Genomic DNA, 15987 nt, shown 5'->3' with positions numbered 1-15987 from the left:
CGGTTTCCTGAGGCGGCAATGGTTGGTCAGTGGCTTGCGGAGGTTGATGTCTGGACCGTTTCAGGCGATCTCATGATCAGTTGAACCGGTCCAATTCTGTATTGTCTTGCCGCTGAACCGTAACCGTTTCAACGGGGAATGCTCAAAGGCAGCGTTCATTCACAATGTAGTCCAGTTGCCGGGGCGTTCGCCCAGCTTCCGGCAGGGCAGGGTTTCTGTGGCCGAACGCAAAATCACCACGTCATCCGCTGCCTGCGGGATATAGTCATCGGTCACACGTCTTTGCAGAACCAGCAACGCATAGTCCGCTGGCTGCGAACCTGTGGCCGGCGCACGTACACATACCGCATAACCGCTGCCACCGGTGAAGAGGAAGCCTCGTGCCCGCTCTATCGGCTTGCCGCGAAACAGGGATCTGCCCGTCTGCATGACATAATTGTGCTCTGCAGGGGTCAACGCCAGCTCTGGTTCGCTGGTTGATGCACAACCACTCAACATCAGTGCCAGCGCAAGACTGATTTGGCAAAACCGGTTGCGCATGGCGTCAGGCATCGGAGCAGGTGCGGTTGCCACCCTGCCAGCGCGCTATATCATCGGCAATGCGTTTGCCGTCTTTTCCGTGCAGCATCGGACCGAAACTGCTGATACGGGCAGGTTTGCCCTGTCCCTCAACCACCAGAAGCGGCAAGCCGCCGGGATTGCTGGCTGGAACAATCAGAATGCGTGGACGGCCGGAATGCGAATCCAGCTCTGGGGCCAGGGTATAGCGGGCAAAGGCCGGGTCTTTGGCACGAAACCAGCAATCACGGGCTGAAAGCGCGACTCGTTCCATGATTTTCAGCGCCGTTTCACCGCCGGGGGCAGCTACTGGCTGCTGTGGAGCCTTGCTGGCGCAAGCGCCAAGACCAAGTGCGATGCCCGCTAGAAGTGCAATGCTCAGCGCACGCTTCACGCTGCCAAACCTTTTTGTGCCAGACCCAACACACTTTCAAAAAGGCCGCGCCCATCTACGCCGCCATGCTCCGGCTCGATAAGGTTTTCCGGATGCGGCATCAGGCCCAGCACATTGCCACTTTCATTGAGAATGCCGGCAATATTGTTGATGGACCCATTTGGATTGGTGTTTTCAGCGTAACGGAACACAACCCTGCCATCACCCTCCAGCCGATCAAGAGTGGCGGTATCGGCAAAATAATTGCCATCATGATGCGCCACCGGGCAGCGAATGATCTGCCCCTGTGTATAGGCCGAGGTGAAGCGAGTGTTGGCATTGGCCACTTCCAGCTTAACCTCGCGGCAAACGAAGTTCAGGCTGGTGTTGCGCATCAAAGCGCCTGGCAACAAACCGGTTTCACACAGAATCTGGAAACCGTTGCAAACGCCAAGAACCGGCACACCGGCCCGTGCACGCTCCGCCACCGCCTGCATGACAGGGGAGCGAGCGGCAATGGCCCCACACCTCAGATAATCGCCAAATGAAAAGCCGCCCGGTATGACAATCAGGTCAACTTCCGGAATTCTGGTTTCAGTTTGCCAGATTGTCAGAGGCGCTTGTCCGGAAATTTTGGTCAGCGCGGCGATCATGTCGCGGTCGCGGTTCAAACCCGGCAAAAGAACGACGGCGGATTTCATGGGAATGCTCCGGATCAGAAAAGACCTGTCAGGCGAAGGCCACAACAGGTCAGAGAATTTCCACTGCGAAATTTTCTATCACGGTGTTTGCCAGCAGCTTTTCGCACATGGCTTTCAATTCAGCTTCGGCCTTTGCCTTGTCTGTGCCTTCCAGCTCCAGATCAAAAACCTTGCCTTGCCGCACTGAACCCACGCCGGAAAAGCCGAGATTGCCGAGTGCACCCTCGATTGCCTTGCCCTGCGGGTCCAGTACGCCGTTTTTCAGTGTGATAACAATGCGCGCCTTGATCACTGTTTAAGCCTGCCTTGCGAATATATGAGTCTAACAGCCGGAGTTGAGCGTAACGGAGGACTTGACGTTACTTCACCAACACCGGCCCTGAGGGGCGGGGCTGGTCATTTTCGTTCATGATGCCAAGCCGCCGTGCAACCTCTTGATAGGCTTCCACCAGGCCGCCCATGTCCCGCCGGAAACGGTCCTTGTCGAGCTTGTCCTGGGTGTTCACATCCCAAAGGCGGCAGGAGTCAGGTGAAATCTCGTCCGCGACGATGATTCGCATCATGTCGCCTTCAAACAGCCGGCCGGTTTCAATCTTGAAATCCACCAGTTGAATGCCAACGCCAAGGAACAGGCCGGACAGGAAGTCGTTGACGCGAATGGCCAGAGCCATGATGTCGTCAATCTCCTGCGGGCTTGCCCAGCCGAAAGCCGTGATATGCTCTTCGGACACCATAGGGTCGTCCAACGCATCGGCCTTATAGTAAAACTCGATGATCGAGCGAGGCAGAACCGTGCCTTCCTCGATTCCCAGCCGTTTGGCCAAAGACCCGGCTGCGATGTTGCGCACCACAACCTCAAGCGGAATGATTTCCACTTCCTTGATCAACTGCTCACGCATGTTCAGCCGGCGGATGAAATGCGTCGGAATGCCGATCCGGTTCAGATGCGTGAAGATATACTCGGAAATCCTGTTGTTCAGGACTCCCTTGCCATCCACGACTTCATGTTTTTTCTTGTTGAACGCCGTAGCGTCGTCCTTGAAAAACTGAACTAAAGTGCCAGGTTCCGGGCCTTCATAGAGAATTTTGCCCTTGCCTTCGTATATACGGCGGCGACGTGTCATGGATAAAGCTCTATCGTGGTGGGTCGGCGCGGGTGGGAGGCCCCGTCGAAAACTAGATTAAGCCGGGTCAATAGACCAAAGCGCGCATTTTCACAATCACTATGCCAAAATTCCTGCGCCCTGACATAATTCTTATCATGTCACGCCTTCTAATGCGCGGTATGAGCGACTAAATAATTTCCGACATGGCAGCAACGAGGAGAGCACGTTTCCATGACTTTTGATGACCGTAAGAACGAGTTCGAGAACCGTTATGCCCATGATGCGGAATTGAAGTTCCGAATTGAGGCGCGACGTAACAAACTGCTGGGCTTGTGGGCGGCTGAAAAAATGGGGCGCAGCGGCGCAGATGCAGACGCTTACGCCATGGAAGTGGTGAAGGCTGACCTTGCAAGCCACGGCGAGGAAGACGTTTACGCCAAGGTGCACGGCGACTTTGCGGCCGCTGGCGTGCAGCAGTCCGAGCACCAGATTCGTCGCCAGATGGCGGAGTTGCTGATCGAGGCTGAGGCGCAGGTTCGCGCCGCCTGAATCTGAGAATGACTAATTAAAAGCGATTCGGCCTTGCAGGTCATGCAGGGCCGTTTCAAAGCGGTCAGGTCATTGTCTGGTCCATAAACCGCTTCAGAGTTTCAGTTTCGTCTGAATGTCCAGCCGTGGAACAACTCCGTTCCGCCGACAGATACATCAGTGATGGTGCGGTGGCGCCTTTAACTGTGACAAAAACTTGCCGAAGGTCAAAAGCCCTTCTGGCCACGGACCATGCCCGCTCTCTGCGTTGATATGGCCCACCTCTCCGGCATCAATGAACAGTGAGCCCCAGGCGGCAGCAATGTCTTCAGCGGCTTCAAATTTTGAATAGCCGTCATTGCGGCTGGCCACGACAATTGACGGAAATGGCAGTAGGTCGCGCGGATAGGGGCCAAACGTCATCAGGTGCTTTGGCCGAATATCCGGGTCTGCCACGTCTGGCGGCGCTACAAAAAACGCACCGGCAATCGGGCGTTTGAACAATGGCAATGCCTGGACGGCGATGGCCACACCCAGCGAATGGGCCACGAGAACCACGGGTTTCTGTGCCTGGTTCACGGCGTCTGCCACTTCATGAACCCAGTCTTCACGAACCGGCTTGGTCCATTCGGCCTGCTGCACCCGACGCGCAGTGGAAAGCTTGCTTTCCCAGCGGCTTTGCCAGTGGTTCTCAGAAGCGCCCATATAGCCGGGAATGATGATGATGTCTGTTTCTGATGCTCGCATGCCTGCGCAAATGTGCGGTAGGCAGTCGGATGTCAAGTTCAGAACGCACCGGCATCTACAGCAGCGGGCTGATGAGGCGCATGATATTTTCCATCAATTGCGTGGCAAAACCGCGTTTGGCCCATTGGTCCGCATCCAGTCGATGACTTTTGGTGCGGTAGTCCTGCTCAATCTTCCGCAACCGGGTGACAAGTCCGTTGTCGTAGACCAGCAGCGTCACTTCCGAGTTCAGCTCAAAAGACCGCCGGTCCATATTGGCCGAGCCGATAACCGCTATGTCTTCGTCGATCGAAAGATGTTTTGCGTGCAAAAACCGCTCGCGATACAGCATGACCTCCACACCGGCGGTCAGCAACTCTTCATAGTAAGAGCGTTGGGCATGGTCGATGAGAAAGGAATTGGTGGTGGAGGTGACAAACAACGTCACCTGCACACCCTTTGACACCGCAGTCTGAAACGCCTGTAACAATGGCTCGTTGGGAATGAAATAGGGCGTGGCAAGCACCACTTTTTCACGCGCATTGTAAATCAGGTCCGTGAAAAGAATGTCTACCTGGGAACCGGGGTAATCGGGACCAGACGGCAGGACCTGCGCCTTTGCGCCATCGGTCATGTCGATAAAATCTGAAAACGGCATCAACTCCGGCGAACTGATATCCTCGCCGGTTTCCAGATACCAATCGCCGATGAAGATGGCCTGCAATTCCAGAACCACTGGGCCGATGACGCGGGCCATGACTTCGCGGTAAAAGGTCTTGGGTTCATATTCAATGCGATGCATGTTTTGAGAACCGACCCAGCCAAGCATGCCGTCTACGACCACAATTTTCCGGTGATTGCGCAGATCTGCCCGTGTGGCGCGGTTCCAGATGCTGAGGGGCAGAATCACCCGTAACTGCACGCCGGTTCCGGCGAGCCTGCGCGCAATGGCGCGCCGGTCACCGCTTGAGCCGATGGCATCGATCAACAGGCGGCATTGCACGCCGCGTTCCGCGGCTCGCTCCAGCGCGCTCAGCACTTTGTTGCCAGCCTCGTCATTCTGCAAAATGTAAAACATCAGGTGCACGTGATGGGTGGCGCGGTCGATATCCCCGGCTATCCTGTCCACCACGCGGTTGTAATCCGCATCCAGATCAATGTGGTTGCCGGCAAGGCAGGGCAGGCGCCCAATGTTGCGAACCAGATTGGCCGTCATCTGGTGGCGCGGTGCAAGGCCGACGCGGCCGGATTTTTCATCCAGTGAAAGATGCCCCAGAGCTTGCTGGAGAATGCCCGGCAGCTTTTTCAACCGCTGCTGCCGCCAGCGCGGATGTTCTGTATGGCCAAACAGGAGGTAGATGAGCAATGCGGCAATCGGCAGAAAAAAGAACAGAATCATCCAGGCTTGCGCCGCCGCCGGCGACCGGCGGAACGGAATGTAAATCAGCGAACCGAAGATGATGGTCCAGTTGGCAATCGCTATTGCGATGGACCAATATGACCAGTGTGAACCGTCAAACTGCATGAAACGCGCGACCCGGAAACAAAATTTGCCCAACCTTATCACATAGTCTGCATCGCCAGCATGAGTTGAAACCGGCAAAGACTGTGCCAATATAAGGCAAACCCTCTGATGTGGGCTGGGCCGGAAAATCCGGGAAGGTAAAGCAGTGCGGATTGTTTATGCCAATTTGGGCTATGCCCGGGATATCGACGGTTCTTTCACCAAACATGTTAAGCGGGTCCACCATCACATATTCACGCCAAGGGATGTACAGCTTCGTGGTCTGCATTTTTTGAAGCAGACCTTGCGGGAGCTGCAACCCGATCTCTCGTGCTTTCTGGAAATTGATCAGGGGTCGCTGACCAACGGCTTTTTCGATCAGTTTCCCCTGCTGTGTGAAGCCCATCACCAGACTGTGCGGATTGACGGCAAGTACAGCGCCGACAAGCAGTTCCGGCGGCTTTCCATCTCACGGGGCAAATCCAGCGCCTTTCTGGCAACCGGACAGCTACCCTATACAGCGCGCTATCTGCAGCACGGCAAGAAGCGGCTGGTTTACGATATTGACCTGCCGGGAGTTCGCGTGCTGCTGGCGCATTGTTCGCTGCTGGGCAAAGTGCGTGAGCGGCAGTTGCATCAACTGGCGGATTGGGCAAGCGAGCGCGACACACCAACCATTGTCATCGGTGATTTCAACATGTTTCGCGGGCCGCGAGAACTTGCACCCCTGCTGAAGGACGGGCGGTTCACTTATTTGAATGAAGCGCTTGGCCCGACATTCCGGCTGGGGCCATGGCGTGCCAGCCTGGACCCATGTCTGGTTTCCAGTGATCTGGCCTCGCGCTGCCGTGTCGAAATTGTCGATATGCCTTTTTCCGACCATCAGATGCTGATGCTGGATATTGGTGAGCCACACGAGCTGCAGACGAGTCTGGCCAAACCGGATCTGGCCAGAGCCGGTTGAAACGGCTGCCGTTGAAGCTGGCTCGCTTCAACGGTTGGACAATGAGGCAATTTCGCAACGAGACGTATCAGCCAAACACTCTGTCGAAAATCGTGCCGACATGCTTGGTGTGATAGCCAATGTCGAACTTTTCTCGAATATCGCTTTCCGACAGCGCGGCCATCACTTCCTTATCGGCCAGAAGCTCGGTCATGAAATCTGCGCCATGCTCCCAGACCTTCATGGCATTGCGCTGCACCAGCCGGTAGGAATCCTCACGCGACAGGCCAGCCTGCGTCAGCGCCAGCAGCACGCGCTGCGAGTGAACCAGCCCACGGAACTGGTTAAGATTGCGGTCCATACGCTCTGGATAAACCAGCAGCTTGTCGATGACGTTGGTCAGGCGGGCCAGTGCGAAATCCAGCGTAATCGTGGCATCCGGCCCGATCATGCGTTCAACTGAAGAGTGCGAAATGTCGCGCTCATGCCAGAGGGCAACATTTTCCATTGCAGGCATGGCGTAAGAGCGGACCATGCGGGCCAGACCGGTGAGATTTTCCGTCAACACCGGATTGCGCTTGTGCGGCATGGCGGAAGAACCTTTTTGCCCTGGTGAGAAATATTCCTCAACCTCAAGCACTTCGGTGCGCTGCAGATGACGGATCTCTGTTGCCAGACGCTCAATGCTGGAAGCGATGACGCCCAGCGTGGCAAAATACATGGCATGCCGATCACGCGGGATCACCTGCGTGGAAACCGGTTCCGGCTTCAGGCCCAGTGCCTTCGCCACATGCTCTTCCACTCGCGGGTCAATATTGGCAAAAGTGCCGACCGCGCCGGAAATGGCCGCGGTGGAGATTTCCTCCCGCGCAGCAACAAGGCGGGTGCGGCAACGCTCAAATTCGGCATAGGCAAGTGCCAGTTTTACGCCAAAGGTCGTTGGTTCAGCATGAATGCCGTGGCTGCGCCCGATGGTAACGGTGTCGCGGTGTTCAAATGCCCGCCGCTTCAAGGCCGCCAGCAGCGCATCCATATCCGCCAGCAAAATGTCGCTGGCGCGCTTGAGCTGAATGTTGAAGCAGGTGTCCAGCACGTCCGATGACGTCATGCCTTGATGGATGAAGCGTGAGTCCGGGCCGACAAACTCGGCAAGATGCGTCAGAAACGCAATCACGTCATGCTTTGTCTCACGCTCAATCTCGTCAATCCGGTCAACGTCAAATGTCGCCGCATTGCCGGCTTCCCAGATTTTTTTCGCCGATTCCACCGGTATCACGCCAATTTCGGCCAGGGCGTCACAGGCATGCGCCTCGATTTCAAACCAGATCCGGAATTTTGTCTCCTGCGACCAGACAGACACCATTTCGGGGCGGGAGTAGCGAGGGATCATTGGCGGGGGTCTCACATCAATGTTGAAATATCTGCCTGCCGTCTAACAGACCAATGGCCGCGCCTCAACTTTCATCCGGCAAAGGTACCGGCAGGGCGATGTAGCGCATGTCCGGTCCTTCAAAACCAACGCTGCGAACGCCAATCAGAACCACAGCCCGCCATTCACCCGGCATGGTGCCATGCACCTGTACCTGGGCTAGTGTGTAGTCATACGGGCATCTGCGACTGTCCGGTATGGTTTCATCTTCAAACAGCACGCGGTTTTCGCCATCCAGTTCCTGGATCAGACGAAAGCCGGAAATCTCATGACCAAAGGCCGTGCAATGCTCCTGCGTTTCCAGGGGAAAGGTCTCAAGCTTCAGAACAATCGGCGTGTCGGGCGTCGGTTCGACCGCGCGCGGCAAAAAACGAATCAGGTCCGGCGTGGTGTTCAGGTGGGTGGGCAGATTGGCCGCAACCACAAGGCCGGGTTTAAACGGGCCATGTTCTTCCAGCAGTTTTGCCGCCTGACTGGCTGCGGCCTGCCGCGCGTCTGCCAGATCTGCAGACTCGTCGTCCAGCCTGATCCTGATCGGCGACCCGGCAACAAAATCGTCACGGTCGAGGTCAACGAAAAATATTTCGGAATAAGGAAAGCCGGAACCATCCTGAATGCCGTGCTGCTCAAAGGCGAAAACATTGCCTTCGGGAGAGAAGCCCAGTGTTTCCAGCGTTGCAAAATCCCCGGCACGGGCCGTACCTGCCGTAAGCAACAGACAGGCAATCAGAGTTCGGACCAGCATGGCAAAAAATCTCCGGTTGCAGGGCGGGCTGCGTAAACGCCACGGGCAATGGCTCTTGCCATAGTTGCCGCCGCCGCAGCGCCAAGGTCAACCTGCGAGACAGGGTCCAATGGGCCGTCCAGCTCGCCAGTGGCAACGCCGAACACCAGATCTCCGTCGAAATTGGTATGGGCTGGCCAAAGAGCATGGGCAAAACCATCATGCGCGGCAATAGCCAGACGCTTGGCTCCGCCTTTGTCCAGCCGAGCGTTGGTGGCAATCACCCCGATTGTCGTGTTGCCGCCGGGCGTCGGGTTGAACTTCGTTGGCGGCGAGCCGTCATGAATGTAAGTTGTCCGGGGCAGGCCCAGATTGCCAAATTCACCGTTCAGCTCAAAACCCGCAGCACGAAAATGCTTGCCCGTTGGAAACAGGGGTGAGCCAACGGCATTAACCGCGACCAGCGCACCAATGGTGATGCCATTGGGCAGCACGGTAGAGGCTGAGCCAAGGCCGCCTTTGCACTGGGCGGTGGTGGCACCATAGCCCGCACCAGAAGAGCCGATGTCAAAGCTGCGACCCGCATTCTGTGCTGCCAGATAGCCCAGTTCGCGATAGGGGGAATGCAGGCCCCAATCCTTGTTTCCGCCATTGATCAGATCAAACAGAATTGCCCCGGGCACAATTGGCACCCGAACCCCGGCGACCTCAAAGCCACGTTCCATTTGCCGGAGAAAAGCCTGAATGCCGGAAGGTGCATCCAGTCCATAGGCAGAGCCGCCGGAAAGACTGAGTGCATCGATGCCGGAAACCAGATTTTCGGCATCCAGCAGGGGCGTTTCCCGGGTGCCGGGTGCGCCGCCATGAATGGCGACAGAGGCGGTAACAGCATTGTCGAACAGAATCGCGGTTGAACCGCTGTTGATTGTTGCATCATGCGCATTGCCAACGCTGATGCCGGCAATGTCGGTTATGAGATTGCGTTTTCCTGCCTGCCACGCTGCCATTCATCAGCCTTCCGGTACGGGGTTGAAACGTCCATTGCGCCATTCCACGACCCCGAATGCGGGCAGGTTGGCGTTACCCTCACCATCAAATCGAACCGGTCCGATTGTGGTGGCAAATTCCGCGGAGTTCAGTGTGTCGCTGATGGCCGTATCTGCCGATTGCTGCAAAGCCGTTGCGGCGATTTCGCCAGCCGCCTGACCTTGTGAAAAATAACCTTCCAGTGCCGGGTCGGCGGCATAAGCCATCGAAACAATGGCAACGGCCCTGACACCTTGGGGCAGTTCCACAGTGCCGGCATCGTCCAGCAGGTTTTCACCGCCCAGCGTTTCTATTTGAACGTCCAGTGATGCGGCGTCGCGCAAAATAATTGCAGTGTCTTCTCTGGTGCCAAGCGCCAGAAGGCGTGTCACGCCGCTTTGCGCCAACCGCCGCGCCAAGGGAAACTGGCGCCCTTCTGCCGGGCTGTAATTTTCAATCGCGTTTGGCTCAATGCCGGATTCGGCAAGCACAATACGCAACTGGTCAGCCAGTTCGCGCGCCTGCAAGGAGCCATCTTCGGCAATCGTGAACGGAGTTCCGCTCCAGTTCTCGCGAACATAGGTCGCCAATGCCCGGGCTTCCGCATCTGCCTCGGGAGCCAGCCGCCAGACGAGATTGCCGGTCTTTTCCCGCTGTGCTGTCAGCCGCACCTTGCGCGGACCAACGGCTATTGTGGAAATGCCTGCTTCCCGCAGAATCGGCAAGGCGGCTTCCAGTGCAGGCGAGCATAAAAAGCCCACCGCAATGCGCACATCTGCCTGCTTCATCGCTTCCGCCGTGGCCCGCCCGCCCTCTGGCGTGCAGCTTGTGTCCACGGCGAGCACATCCTGACCTGCTGGTGCAACGCCGTGCTGCACCCCGCTAAGCAGTTGCTGGCCCAGAATCGAGCCGGACCCGGACAGTGGAGCTGCAACGCCAATGGTGTTTTCTGCGGCCATGCCGGTGCCGCAGCAGAACAGAAGCGCTGCGAATGCCAGTTGCAATCTGCGGTGGGCGGGCTTCAAAAGTTGCTTCATTGAAAGGTGGAACTCCAGATGGCAGCAGCCCGTTGCTTCGCCTGAAAGCATGAGGCCGGGCGTAGGGCAGGGTATACAAGTTCAACCGAATTGCCACATTGCGATATTTAGACTTGCGCTTAACATTTCCTGTAAGGCTGGGCTATGTTAGCGGTGCCTCTGGAAGCGACGCCCTTCAAGGGGGAGACTGGAAAATGGATTTGTTGACTGAGCCATTGATAGACCGCTTCGACTTTCGCAATGCGATGAGCCATTTTGCTGCTGCCGTCCACATCGTCACAACCGACGGGCGTGCGGGCATTCGCGGCACAACCGTAACATCCGTCTGCTCGGTGTCAGATATGCCGGCGACCTTGCTGGTTTGCCTCAATGCTTCCAGCGCGGTTAACGACCGGTACGAGAAAAACGGCTGCTTTGCAGTGAACATTCTGGCGGCGGAGCATGAGAGCCTGGCGAAGGCCTTTGCCGGTGAAGGCAAGCTAAGTCTGGACGAGCGCTTTGCGCTGGCCAATTGGGCGCCACTGGTGACTGGCGCGCCGATTCTGGAAAATGCGCTGGCCAGTTTTGACTGTCGCTTGACCGATGCGCGCATTGTTGCCACGCACCGGGTTCTGATTGGCGAGGTGGTTGGTCTCAATGTTGCGCCGTCCGCCCCGGGTCTTGTCTACAAGGAACGGCATTTTCACACCCTTTAAGTCCATTCTTCGCAAGGGTTGGTTAACCAGTCAGGCGCAGCATGGGTGTGCGCGCCAGTTGCCACGCGTATCAACAGCCGGGGTTTTTAGCCCTTCGCTGCCGATGTAAAGTCATGGAGTTAGACACTGGAGCGCCAGCTCCCTTGCGTTAGCGGTCTGGCGCTTTTGTAGCGGAAGGAGCGTAAAATGAGCGTTCGCGTTGCAGACCCTGCGTTTGAAAAGATGCTGTCCGGCTTTTCTGCCACCACAGCCGAGGTTCTTTACCATATTCCTGACCATCCGGATTTTTTACAAAGCTTTCTTTGGCAGTTTGAGGATCTGGCTCCCGGCTTTCCGCGCCTTCGGCGGTTTCTGGGCTATTGGCAGGTGGAAGTTCACGCGCGGATCCATTCAGTGCACGTCATGCATCATGGCTTGATAACCCCGCGAGAGCTGCGCTTTGCGGCAGAACATCAATTGCAATAGCATTTGAGTTTCAGATGTAGCGGGATTTGCGCAAGCTTACTGAATTGGCACGGCCCACAATCACATGGTCATGAACCTTGATGCCCAAAGGCTGAGCCATATCAATGATCTGGCGCGTCATCTCAATATCGGCCATGGAAGGTGTCACGTCTCCCGACGGGTGATTATGGACCAGAATAATGGCCGATGCGTGCAATTCCAGCGCCCGGCGCACCACCTCGCGCGGAGTGACGGGCGTAAAATCAACCGTGCCGATATGCTGCACTTCATCGGCGATCAACCCGTTTTTCCTGTCCAGAAACAACAACCGGAATTGTTCGCGCGCTTCATGCGCCATCACCGCACGGATGTAATCCATCATCCGGTCAAATGAGCCGATGATATCGCGATCGCTGACCTCGGTCCGCAATGTACGCTGGTTAAACGCGGCTATGATTTTGATGTCCAGCGCTGTGGCATTGCCGACACCTTCCACCTCTGCCAGCAGCGGCACAGGGGCGGCGACAATTTCTGCCAGATTGCCAAAACGCGCCAGAAGCGCCTTGGCTATCGGCTTGACATCCCGCCGGGGGATCGAACGAAACAGCACAAGCTCCAGCAGCTCATAATCAGCTACGGCGTTCGGCCCGGCCTTTGAAAATCGTTCCCGCAGCCGGTCGCGATGCCCGGCATGATGAGGGACGGCAGCATCCTCGACCGTGGGCCTGACGCGCATCGGCTCGCGAGGGCGAGCCTGGCCGAAGTCCAGTCCCGTGCTCTCTTCAAGGCCAGTCCTGGCCCGCTTTACCATGATTTCTGCTCAGATGTTTTTGTTGTCGAATACCAGTCCGGGCGTGTCCAATCCGCCGGGAGAGAAGGTGAAAACCTCACACCCGGTTTCTGTTACGCCGACCGTGTGCTCATACTGGGCCGTCAGTGAACGGTCGCGGGTCACCGCAGTCCAGCCGTCCGACAGAACCTTGACATGCGGGCGTCCCAGATTGATCATCGGTTCGATGGTGAAAATCATGCCCGGGCGCAATTCCGCACCTTCGCCCCGACGCCCGTAATGCAGAATGTTGGGGGCGTCATGAAAGATCTTGCCAACACCGTGGCCACAAAAATCCCGGACAACCGAGCAACGCTCCGCCTCGGCATAGTCCTGTATGGCAGCGCCGATATCACCCAGACGGTTGCCGGGGCGCACCTCGTCAATTGCCAGCATGAGCGAGTGGTAGGTGATTTCGCACAGACGTTCTGCAGCACGCTTGATCTTGCCAACCGGGTACATACGTGAGGAATCGCCGTAAAAGCCGTCAACTATCAGCGTAACGTCGATATTGACAATGTCGCCCTCACGCAGCGGCTTTTCACTCGGAATTCCGTGGCAGACAACGTGGTTGATGGACGTGCAGACGCTCTTCATGTAGCCGCGATAATTCAGCGTGGCGGGCAGGGCGCCGTTGTCCATGGCAAAGCGCAGCACAAAGTCATCAATCACCTGCGTTGGCACTCCAGGCGCCACCAGTTCCGCCAACTCGTCCAGACAACGCGCCGTCAACTGGCATGCGCGGCGCATGCCTTCAAATGCGGCTTCGTCATACAGGCGGATAGTGCCGGTATTGCGCTGCGGGTTAGCTTCGGCTTGCAGGTATGTGATCATCTAAACGCAATCGATCGTCTGGTTAAGTTCAGGGCCTTGCGGCATGGCTGTTGTACTTAGTCTGTTTTGGCCGGCGAGGAAACTCTAAAGCTTTATGCTCCGGGCCTGATCTTCGGCATTCTGGTCATTGTCTATTCTCGAACATATCGCCCGGGTGCCGGTTCAATTGTCTTGCCACGCACACCCGGTTTCCGGGCTTTGACCTTCGGGCCTGCGTGCGGCTCAACCCATGATTGCCAATGCGGCCACCAGGATCCCGGCTGTTCCGGCGCATCTGCCACCCAGTCCGCAAATGCCACATCGGCTTTGGGTGCCGGGCCTGTCAGATATTGGTACTTGTTCTTGTGCGGCGGATTGATAACTCCGGCTATGTGGCCCGATCCGGCAAGAACATAAGTAACCTCGCCGCCAAACGCCAGACACCCCTGATACACGCTGCGCGCCGGCGCAATGTGGTCTTCACGCGTGGCGAGGCTGTACACCGGCACTGTAACGTCCGACAGGCTGATCCGGCCGCCATCAAGCTCCATCAACCCGGCGGTCAGCTGATTTTCAAGATAGAATTTGCGCAGGTAGAAAGAGTGATTGGCCTTCGCCATGCGCGTGGCGTCTGAATTCCAGTACAACAGATCAAAGGGCGGTGGCTCCCGTCCCTTCATGTAGTTGCCCACAACATATGGCCATATCAAATCGCTGGAACGCAAAAGGTTGAATGCCGTGGCCATATGCCCGCCATCCAGAGTGCCGGATGGCGTCATGACCGCTTCCAGTGCCGCGATCTGGCGCTCATCCACAAACACTTTCAAATCGCCCGCATGCTCAAAATCCACCTGCGTGGCCAAAAGCGTTGCTGTTTGAATGCGCGTATCACCACGTCGTTTCAAAAGTGCCATGCCAGCGGAAAGCAGCGTGCCGCCAACACAATAGCCAATGGCGTTCACCTCTGTCTCACGCGTGGCTTTGGCAATCGTGTCGAGTGCGAAGACCAGTCCTTCGTCAATATAGGACAGCCAGTCCTTGTCCGCATGGCGCAGGTCCGGGTTGATCCATGAAATGACAAAAACCGTGTGCCCCTGATCCACCAGCCAGGCGATAAAGCTTTTCTCCGGCGTCAGATCCAGAATGTAGAACCGGTTTATCCAGGGCGGGCAAATCAGGATCGGGCGCTTGAATACGGCTTGTGTGGTCGGCGCGTATTGGATGATCTGGCAGAGGTCGTTCTCTGCTACCACGCTGCCTGGTGTAACTGCCAGATTGACGCCCACCTCAAAACTGCCCGGCCGGGTCTGACGCAGTTTCAGGTTTCCTGCGCCCCGCGTCATGTCTTCGGCAAACATCTGCATACCGCGCACGAGGTTGGCACCATTTTCCTCGACCGTCTGGCGATATAACTCGGGGTTGGTGGCAATGAAATTGGATGGAGAAATGGCGTTAACAATCTGATTTACATAGAAATCCGCCTTGTTGCGGGTTTCCTCGTCCAGCCCTTCTGCTTCCGTTACGAGACTTCGGGCCCAGGCGCCGGTCAGAATGTAAACCTGGCGCATGAAGTCAAAAAACAGGTTTTCCCGCCATTCGGGATCGTTGAATCGCTTGTCCGGCGTTTCGACTGCAGTGTCGTGTGTGGCGTCACCTGAAACCTTGCGAATGGATCTGGACCAGATGTCCATGTAGCCAGCCAAAAGCCGGGTTTGCGCTTCCAGTGCGCGGTGAGGATCTGCCAGCCAGTAATTGCCGATTTCAGAAAATGCCGAAACCATTTCGCCATAAATTGCATTGCTCGGATCAACCGGGGCATTGCTGGCATCGCGCGGTGCAAGCCATGCCGAAGCTGCCTTGCCGGCCTGTTCAACAGCGCGGGCCACGTTAAGTGCGAAAGCCTGCGGATCCCGCACGACATAGGGTGCAAAATCACCTTGGCGCGGTTTTTCAGATTCGCTCATGGCCAAGCTCCCTCATTAACAAGAAAACATATAGCGCAATTCGATTGCAGCGATACATTTGCGCAGAACATGATGCCGGATTTAATTTTTGCGCTTTTCAGCACCGCGCCGCACCATTAAGGATGGTGTATAAAATGCGAGGTTTAAGCGTCATGATGGCAACGGGCAAACACAGGATGTTGGTGGCATTGGCTTTGTGCCTGCCGCTTGCGGCCGGTTGCCAAAGCTACCTGCCGCAAAACGATACGCCGGTGCGCATGTCACCCGTTGCGGATCGTATGGAGCGGGGGCCTTCCGGCCAGCGGCTGGACGACAAGGGCTATCCGATTATTGGTGCATACCCCAGGGCTGCCACGCAGCAGGTGGCCGATGAAGTGGTGGCGCAAACGCAGGCTCAGTACGCAGGCGCAGCCAATCGTGCCAATGCAGGTTCTGCCGGAGACTATCAGCGCAAGCTTGCCGAGTTGCAGGCTACCGCGGCCCGTCAGCGGGCAGCCAATCCGGCCATTACCAACTAGGGGCTGATGCTTTTACACTGGTAAAAGCAGCCCTGAACCGGCTCTCGCCACCCGTCTGTTCCGTTGCGA

The 15987-nt window shown here is 56.8% G+C and carries 19 protein-coding genes; 5 read left to right on the top strand and 14 right to left on the bottom strand.

All coding sequences use genetic code 11. The annotated features are described in order from the left end of the window. Positions 1-159: 159 nt before the first annotated feature. The 5 genes from FPY71_RS09750 to purC all read right to left on the bottom strand — a co-directional run bounded on the left by FPY71_RS09750 (position 160) and on the right by purC (position 2756). The gene (locus tag FPY71_RS09750; RefSeq protein WP_149300014.1) at positions 160-552 is read right to left on the bottom strand and encodes a hypothetical protein; all 393 of its coding nucleotides are present in this window, start codon (positions 550-552) and stop codon (positions 160-162) included. Next, on the bottom strand, positions 545-952 hold the full coding sequence (locus tag FPY71_RS09745; protein WP_149300012.1) for a hypothetical protein: 408 nt from the start codon (positions 950-952) through the stop codon (positions 545-547). Before FPY71_RS09745 ends, FPY71_RS09750 begins: the two co-directional genes overlap by 8 nt. Beyond that, positions 949-1632: a phosphoribosylformylglycinamidine synthase subunit PurQ gene (gene purQ / locus FPY71_RS09740; protein WP_149300010.1), complete on the bottom strand. Its 684-nt coding sequence runs from the start codon at positions 1630-1632 to the stop codon at positions 949-951. Before purQ ends, FPY71_RS09745 begins: the two co-directional genes overlap by 4 nt. A gap of 49 nt (positions 1633-1681) precedes the next feature. After that, positions 1682-1924 (bottom strand): phosphoribosylformylglycinamidine synthase subunit PurS, encoded by a 243-nt coding sequence (gene purS, locus FPY71_RS09735; protein ID WP_149300008.1) that lies wholly within the window; start codon positions 1922-1924, stop codon positions 1682-1684. Between the two features lie 67 nt (positions 1925-1991). After that, complete coding sequence (gene purC / locus FPY71_RS09730) at positions 1992-2756, bottom strand: phosphoribosylaminoimidazolesuccinocarboxamide synthase (RefSeq protein WP_149300006.1); 765 nt, start codon at positions 2754-2756, stop codon at positions 1992-1994. Between the two features lie 213 nt (positions 2757-2969). Between purC and FPY71_RS09725 the strand changes: the two genes are divergently transcribed. Next, complete coding sequence (locus tag FPY71_RS09725; RefSeq protein WP_149300004.1) at positions 2970-3287, top strand: DUF1476 domain-containing protein; 318 nt, start codon at positions 2970-2972, stop codon at positions 3285-3287. A gap of 156 nt (positions 3288-3443) precedes the next feature. Here the strand turns inward: FPY71_RS09725 and FPY71_RS09720 are convergent, their stop codons facing one another. Both FPY71_RS09720 and cls read right to left on the bottom strand, forming a co-directional pair. Beyond that, positions 3444-4013: an RBBP9/YdeN family alpha/beta hydrolase gene (locus FPY71_RS09720; protein WP_149300002.1), complete on the bottom strand. Its 570-nt coding sequence runs from the start codon at positions 4011-4013 to the stop codon at positions 3444-3446. Between the two features lie 55 nt (positions 4014-4068). Continuing rightward, positions 4069-5517 carry a cardiolipin synthase gene (gene cls / locus FPY71_RS09715; RefSeq protein WP_149300001.1) on the bottom strand — a complete coding sequence of 483 codons (1449 nt, stop codon included), beginning with the start codon at positions 5515-5517 and terminating at the stop codon, positions 4069-4071. Between the two features lie 145 nt (positions 5518-5662). On the opposite strand from cls, the gene FPY71_RS09710 reads away from it, so the two are divergent. Further along, positions 5663-6460, top strand: coding sequence for an endonuclease/exonuclease/phosphatase family protein (locus tag FPY71_RS09710; protein WP_149299999.1), 798 nt, complete (start codon positions 5663-5665; stop codon positions 6458-6460). Between the two features lie 67 nt (positions 6461-6527). Here FPY71_RS09710 and purB read toward each other — a convergent pair whose 3' ends face one another. From purB to FPY71_RS09690, 4 genes are all read right to left on the bottom strand, one after another. Beyond that, on the bottom strand, positions 6528-7829 hold the full coding sequence (gene purB / locus FPY71_RS09705) for an adenylosuccinate lyase (protein WP_149299997.1): 1302 nt from the start codon (positions 7827-7829) through the stop codon (positions 6528-6530). Between the two features lie 64 nt (positions 7830-7893). Further along, complete coding sequence (locus tag FPY71_RS09700) at positions 7894-8613, bottom strand: DUF2259 domain-containing protein (RefSeq protein ID WP_149299995.1); 720 nt, start codon at positions 8611-8613, stop codon at positions 7894-7896. Beyond that, positions 8595-9599 carry a P1 family peptidase gene (locus FPY71_RS09695; RefSeq protein ID WP_149299993.1) on the bottom strand — a complete coding sequence of 335 codons (1005 nt, stop codon included), beginning with the start codon at positions 9597-9599 and terminating at the stop codon, positions 8595-8597. Before FPY71_RS09695 ends, FPY71_RS09700 begins: the two co-directional genes overlap by 19 nt. A 3-nt stretch (positions 9600-9602) precedes the next feature. Continuing rightward, positions 9603-10655, bottom strand: a complete 1053-nt coding sequence (locus FPY71_RS09690; protein ID WP_188052288.1) for an ABC transporter substrate-binding protein — start codon at positions 10653-10655, stop codon at positions 9603-9605. Positions 10656-10849: 194 nt separating this feature from the next. Here FPY71_RS09690 and FPY71_RS09685 point away from each other — a divergent pair, with 194 nt between their 5' ends. After that, positions 10850-11350 carry a flavin reductase gene (locus FPY71_RS09685; protein WP_246160277.1) on the top strand — a complete coding sequence of 167 codons (501 nt, stop codon included), beginning with the start codon at positions 10850-10852 and terminating at the stop codon, positions 11348-11350. 186 nt (positions 11351-11536) lie between these two features. After that, positions 11537-11815: a hypothetical protein gene (locus FPY71_RS09680; RefSeq protein ID WP_149299989.1), complete on the top strand. Its 279-nt coding sequence runs from the start codon at positions 11537-11539 to the stop codon at positions 11813-11815. A 10-nt stretch (positions 11816-11825) separates the two neighbouring features. On the opposite strand, the gene radC is transcribed toward FPY71_RS09680, so the two are convergent. The 3 genes from radC to phaC all read right to left on the bottom strand — a co-directional run bounded on the left by radC (position 11826) and on the right by phaC (position 15400). Next, the gene (gene radC / locus FPY71_RS09675) at positions 11826-12605 is read right to left on the bottom strand and encodes a RadC family protein (protein ID WP_188052287.1); all 780 of its coding nucleotides are present in this window, start codon (positions 12603-12605) and stop codon (positions 11826-11828) included. 9 nt (positions 12606-12614) lie between these two features. Next, entirely contained in the window at positions 12615-13457 is an 843-nt protein-coding gene (gene map, locus FPY71_RS09670; RefSeq protein WP_149299987.1) for a type I methionyl aminopeptidase, read from the bottom strand. Between the two features lie 131 nt (positions 13458-13588). Next, the gene (gene phaC, locus FPY71_RS09665; protein ID WP_149299985.1) at positions 13589-15400 is read right to left on the bottom strand and encodes a class I poly(R)-hydroxyalkanoic acid synthase; all 1812 of its coding nucleotides are present in this window, start codon (positions 15398-15400) and stop codon (positions 13589-13591) included. Positions 15401-15534: 134 nt separating this feature from the next. Between phaC and FPY71_RS09660 the strand changes: the two genes are divergently transcribed. Next, a complete protein-coding gene (locus FPY71_RS09660; RefSeq protein ID WP_149299983.1) occupies positions 15535-15918 on the top strand; it encodes a hypothetical protein in 384 nt (127 codons plus the stop codon). Positions 15919-15987: the final 69 nt, after the last annotated feature.

The sequence above is a fragment of the Aureimonas fodinaquatilis genome (genome assembly GCF_008369445.1).
GTDB classification, from domain to species: Bacteria; Pseudomonadota; Alphaproteobacteria; order Rhizobiales; family Rhizobiaceae; genus Aureimonas; species Aureimonas fodinaquatilis.
The sequence above is the reverse complement of the archived record's forward strand: the minus strand, read 5'-3'. Positions and strand labels throughout refer to the sequence as shown.

What these genes read in the sequence shown, in the direction of transcription:
- FPY71_RS09750 (WP_149300014.1), bottom strand. Translation starts at nt 552, where the DNA reads ATGCCTGACGCCATGCGCAACCGGTTTTGCCAAATCAGTCTTGCGCTG.
- purQ (WP_149300010.1), bottom strand. Translation starts at nt 1,632, where the DNA reads ATGAAATCCGCCGTCGTTCTTTTGCCGGGTTTGAACCGCGACCGCGAC.
- purC (WP_149300006.1), bottom strand. Translation starts at nt 2,756, where the DNA reads ATGACACGTCGCCGCCGTATATACGAAGGCAAGGGCAAAATTCTCTAT.
- FPY71_RS09725 (WP_149300004.1), top strand. Translation starts at nt 2,970, where the DNA reads ATGACTTTTGATGACCGTAAGAACGAGTTCGAGAACCGTTATGCCCAT.
- FPY71_RS09720 (WP_149300002.1), bottom strand. Translation starts at nt 4,013, where the DNA reads ATGCGAGCATCAGAAACAGACATCATCATCATTCCCGGCTATATGGGC.
- cls (WP_149300001.1), bottom strand. Translation starts at nt 5,517, where the DNA reads ATGCAGTTTGACGGTTCACACTGGTCATATTGGTCCATCGCAATAGCG.
- purB (WP_149299997.1), bottom strand. Translation starts at nt 7,829, where the DNA reads ATGATCCCTCGCTACTCCCGCCCCGAAATGGTGTCTGTCTGGTCGCAG.
- FPY71_RS09700 (WP_149299995.1), bottom strand. Translation starts at nt 8,613, where the DNA reads ATGCTGGTCCGAACTCTGATTGCCTGTCTGTTGCTTACGGCAGGTACG.
- FPY71_RS09695 (WP_149299993.1), bottom strand. Translation starts at nt 9,599, where the DNA reads ATGGCAGCGTGGCAGGCAGGAAAACGCAATCTCATAACCGACATTGCC.
- FPY71_RS09690 (WP_188052288.1), bottom strand. Translation starts at nt 10,655, where the DNA reads ATGAAGCAACTTTTGAAGCCCGCCCACCGCAGATTGCAACTGGCATTC.
- FPY71_RS09685 (WP_246160277.1), top strand. Translation starts at nt 10,850, where the DNA reads ATGGATTTGTTGACTGAGCCATTGATAGACCGCTTCGACTTTCGCAAT.
- FPY71_RS09680 (WP_149299989.1), top strand. Translation starts at nt 11,537, where the DNA reads ATGAGCGTTCGCGTTGCAGACCCTGCGTTTGAAAAGATGCTGTCCGGC.
- radC (WP_188052287.1), bottom strand. Translation starts at nt 12,605, where the DNA reads ATGGTAAAGCGGGCCAGGACTGGCCTTGAAGAGAGCACGGGACTGGAC.
- map (WP_149299987.1), bottom strand. Translation starts at nt 13,457, where the DNA reads ATGATCACATACCTGCAAGCCGAAGCTAACCCGCAGCGCAATACCGGC.
- phaC (WP_149299985.1), bottom strand. Translation starts at nt 15,400, where the DNA reads ATGAGCGAATCTGAAAAACCGCGCCAAGGTGATTTTGCACCCTATGTC.
- FPY71_RS09660 (WP_149299983.1), top strand. Translation starts at nt 15,535, where the DNA reads ATGCGAGGTTTAAGCGTCATGATGGCAACGGGCAAACACAGGATGTTG.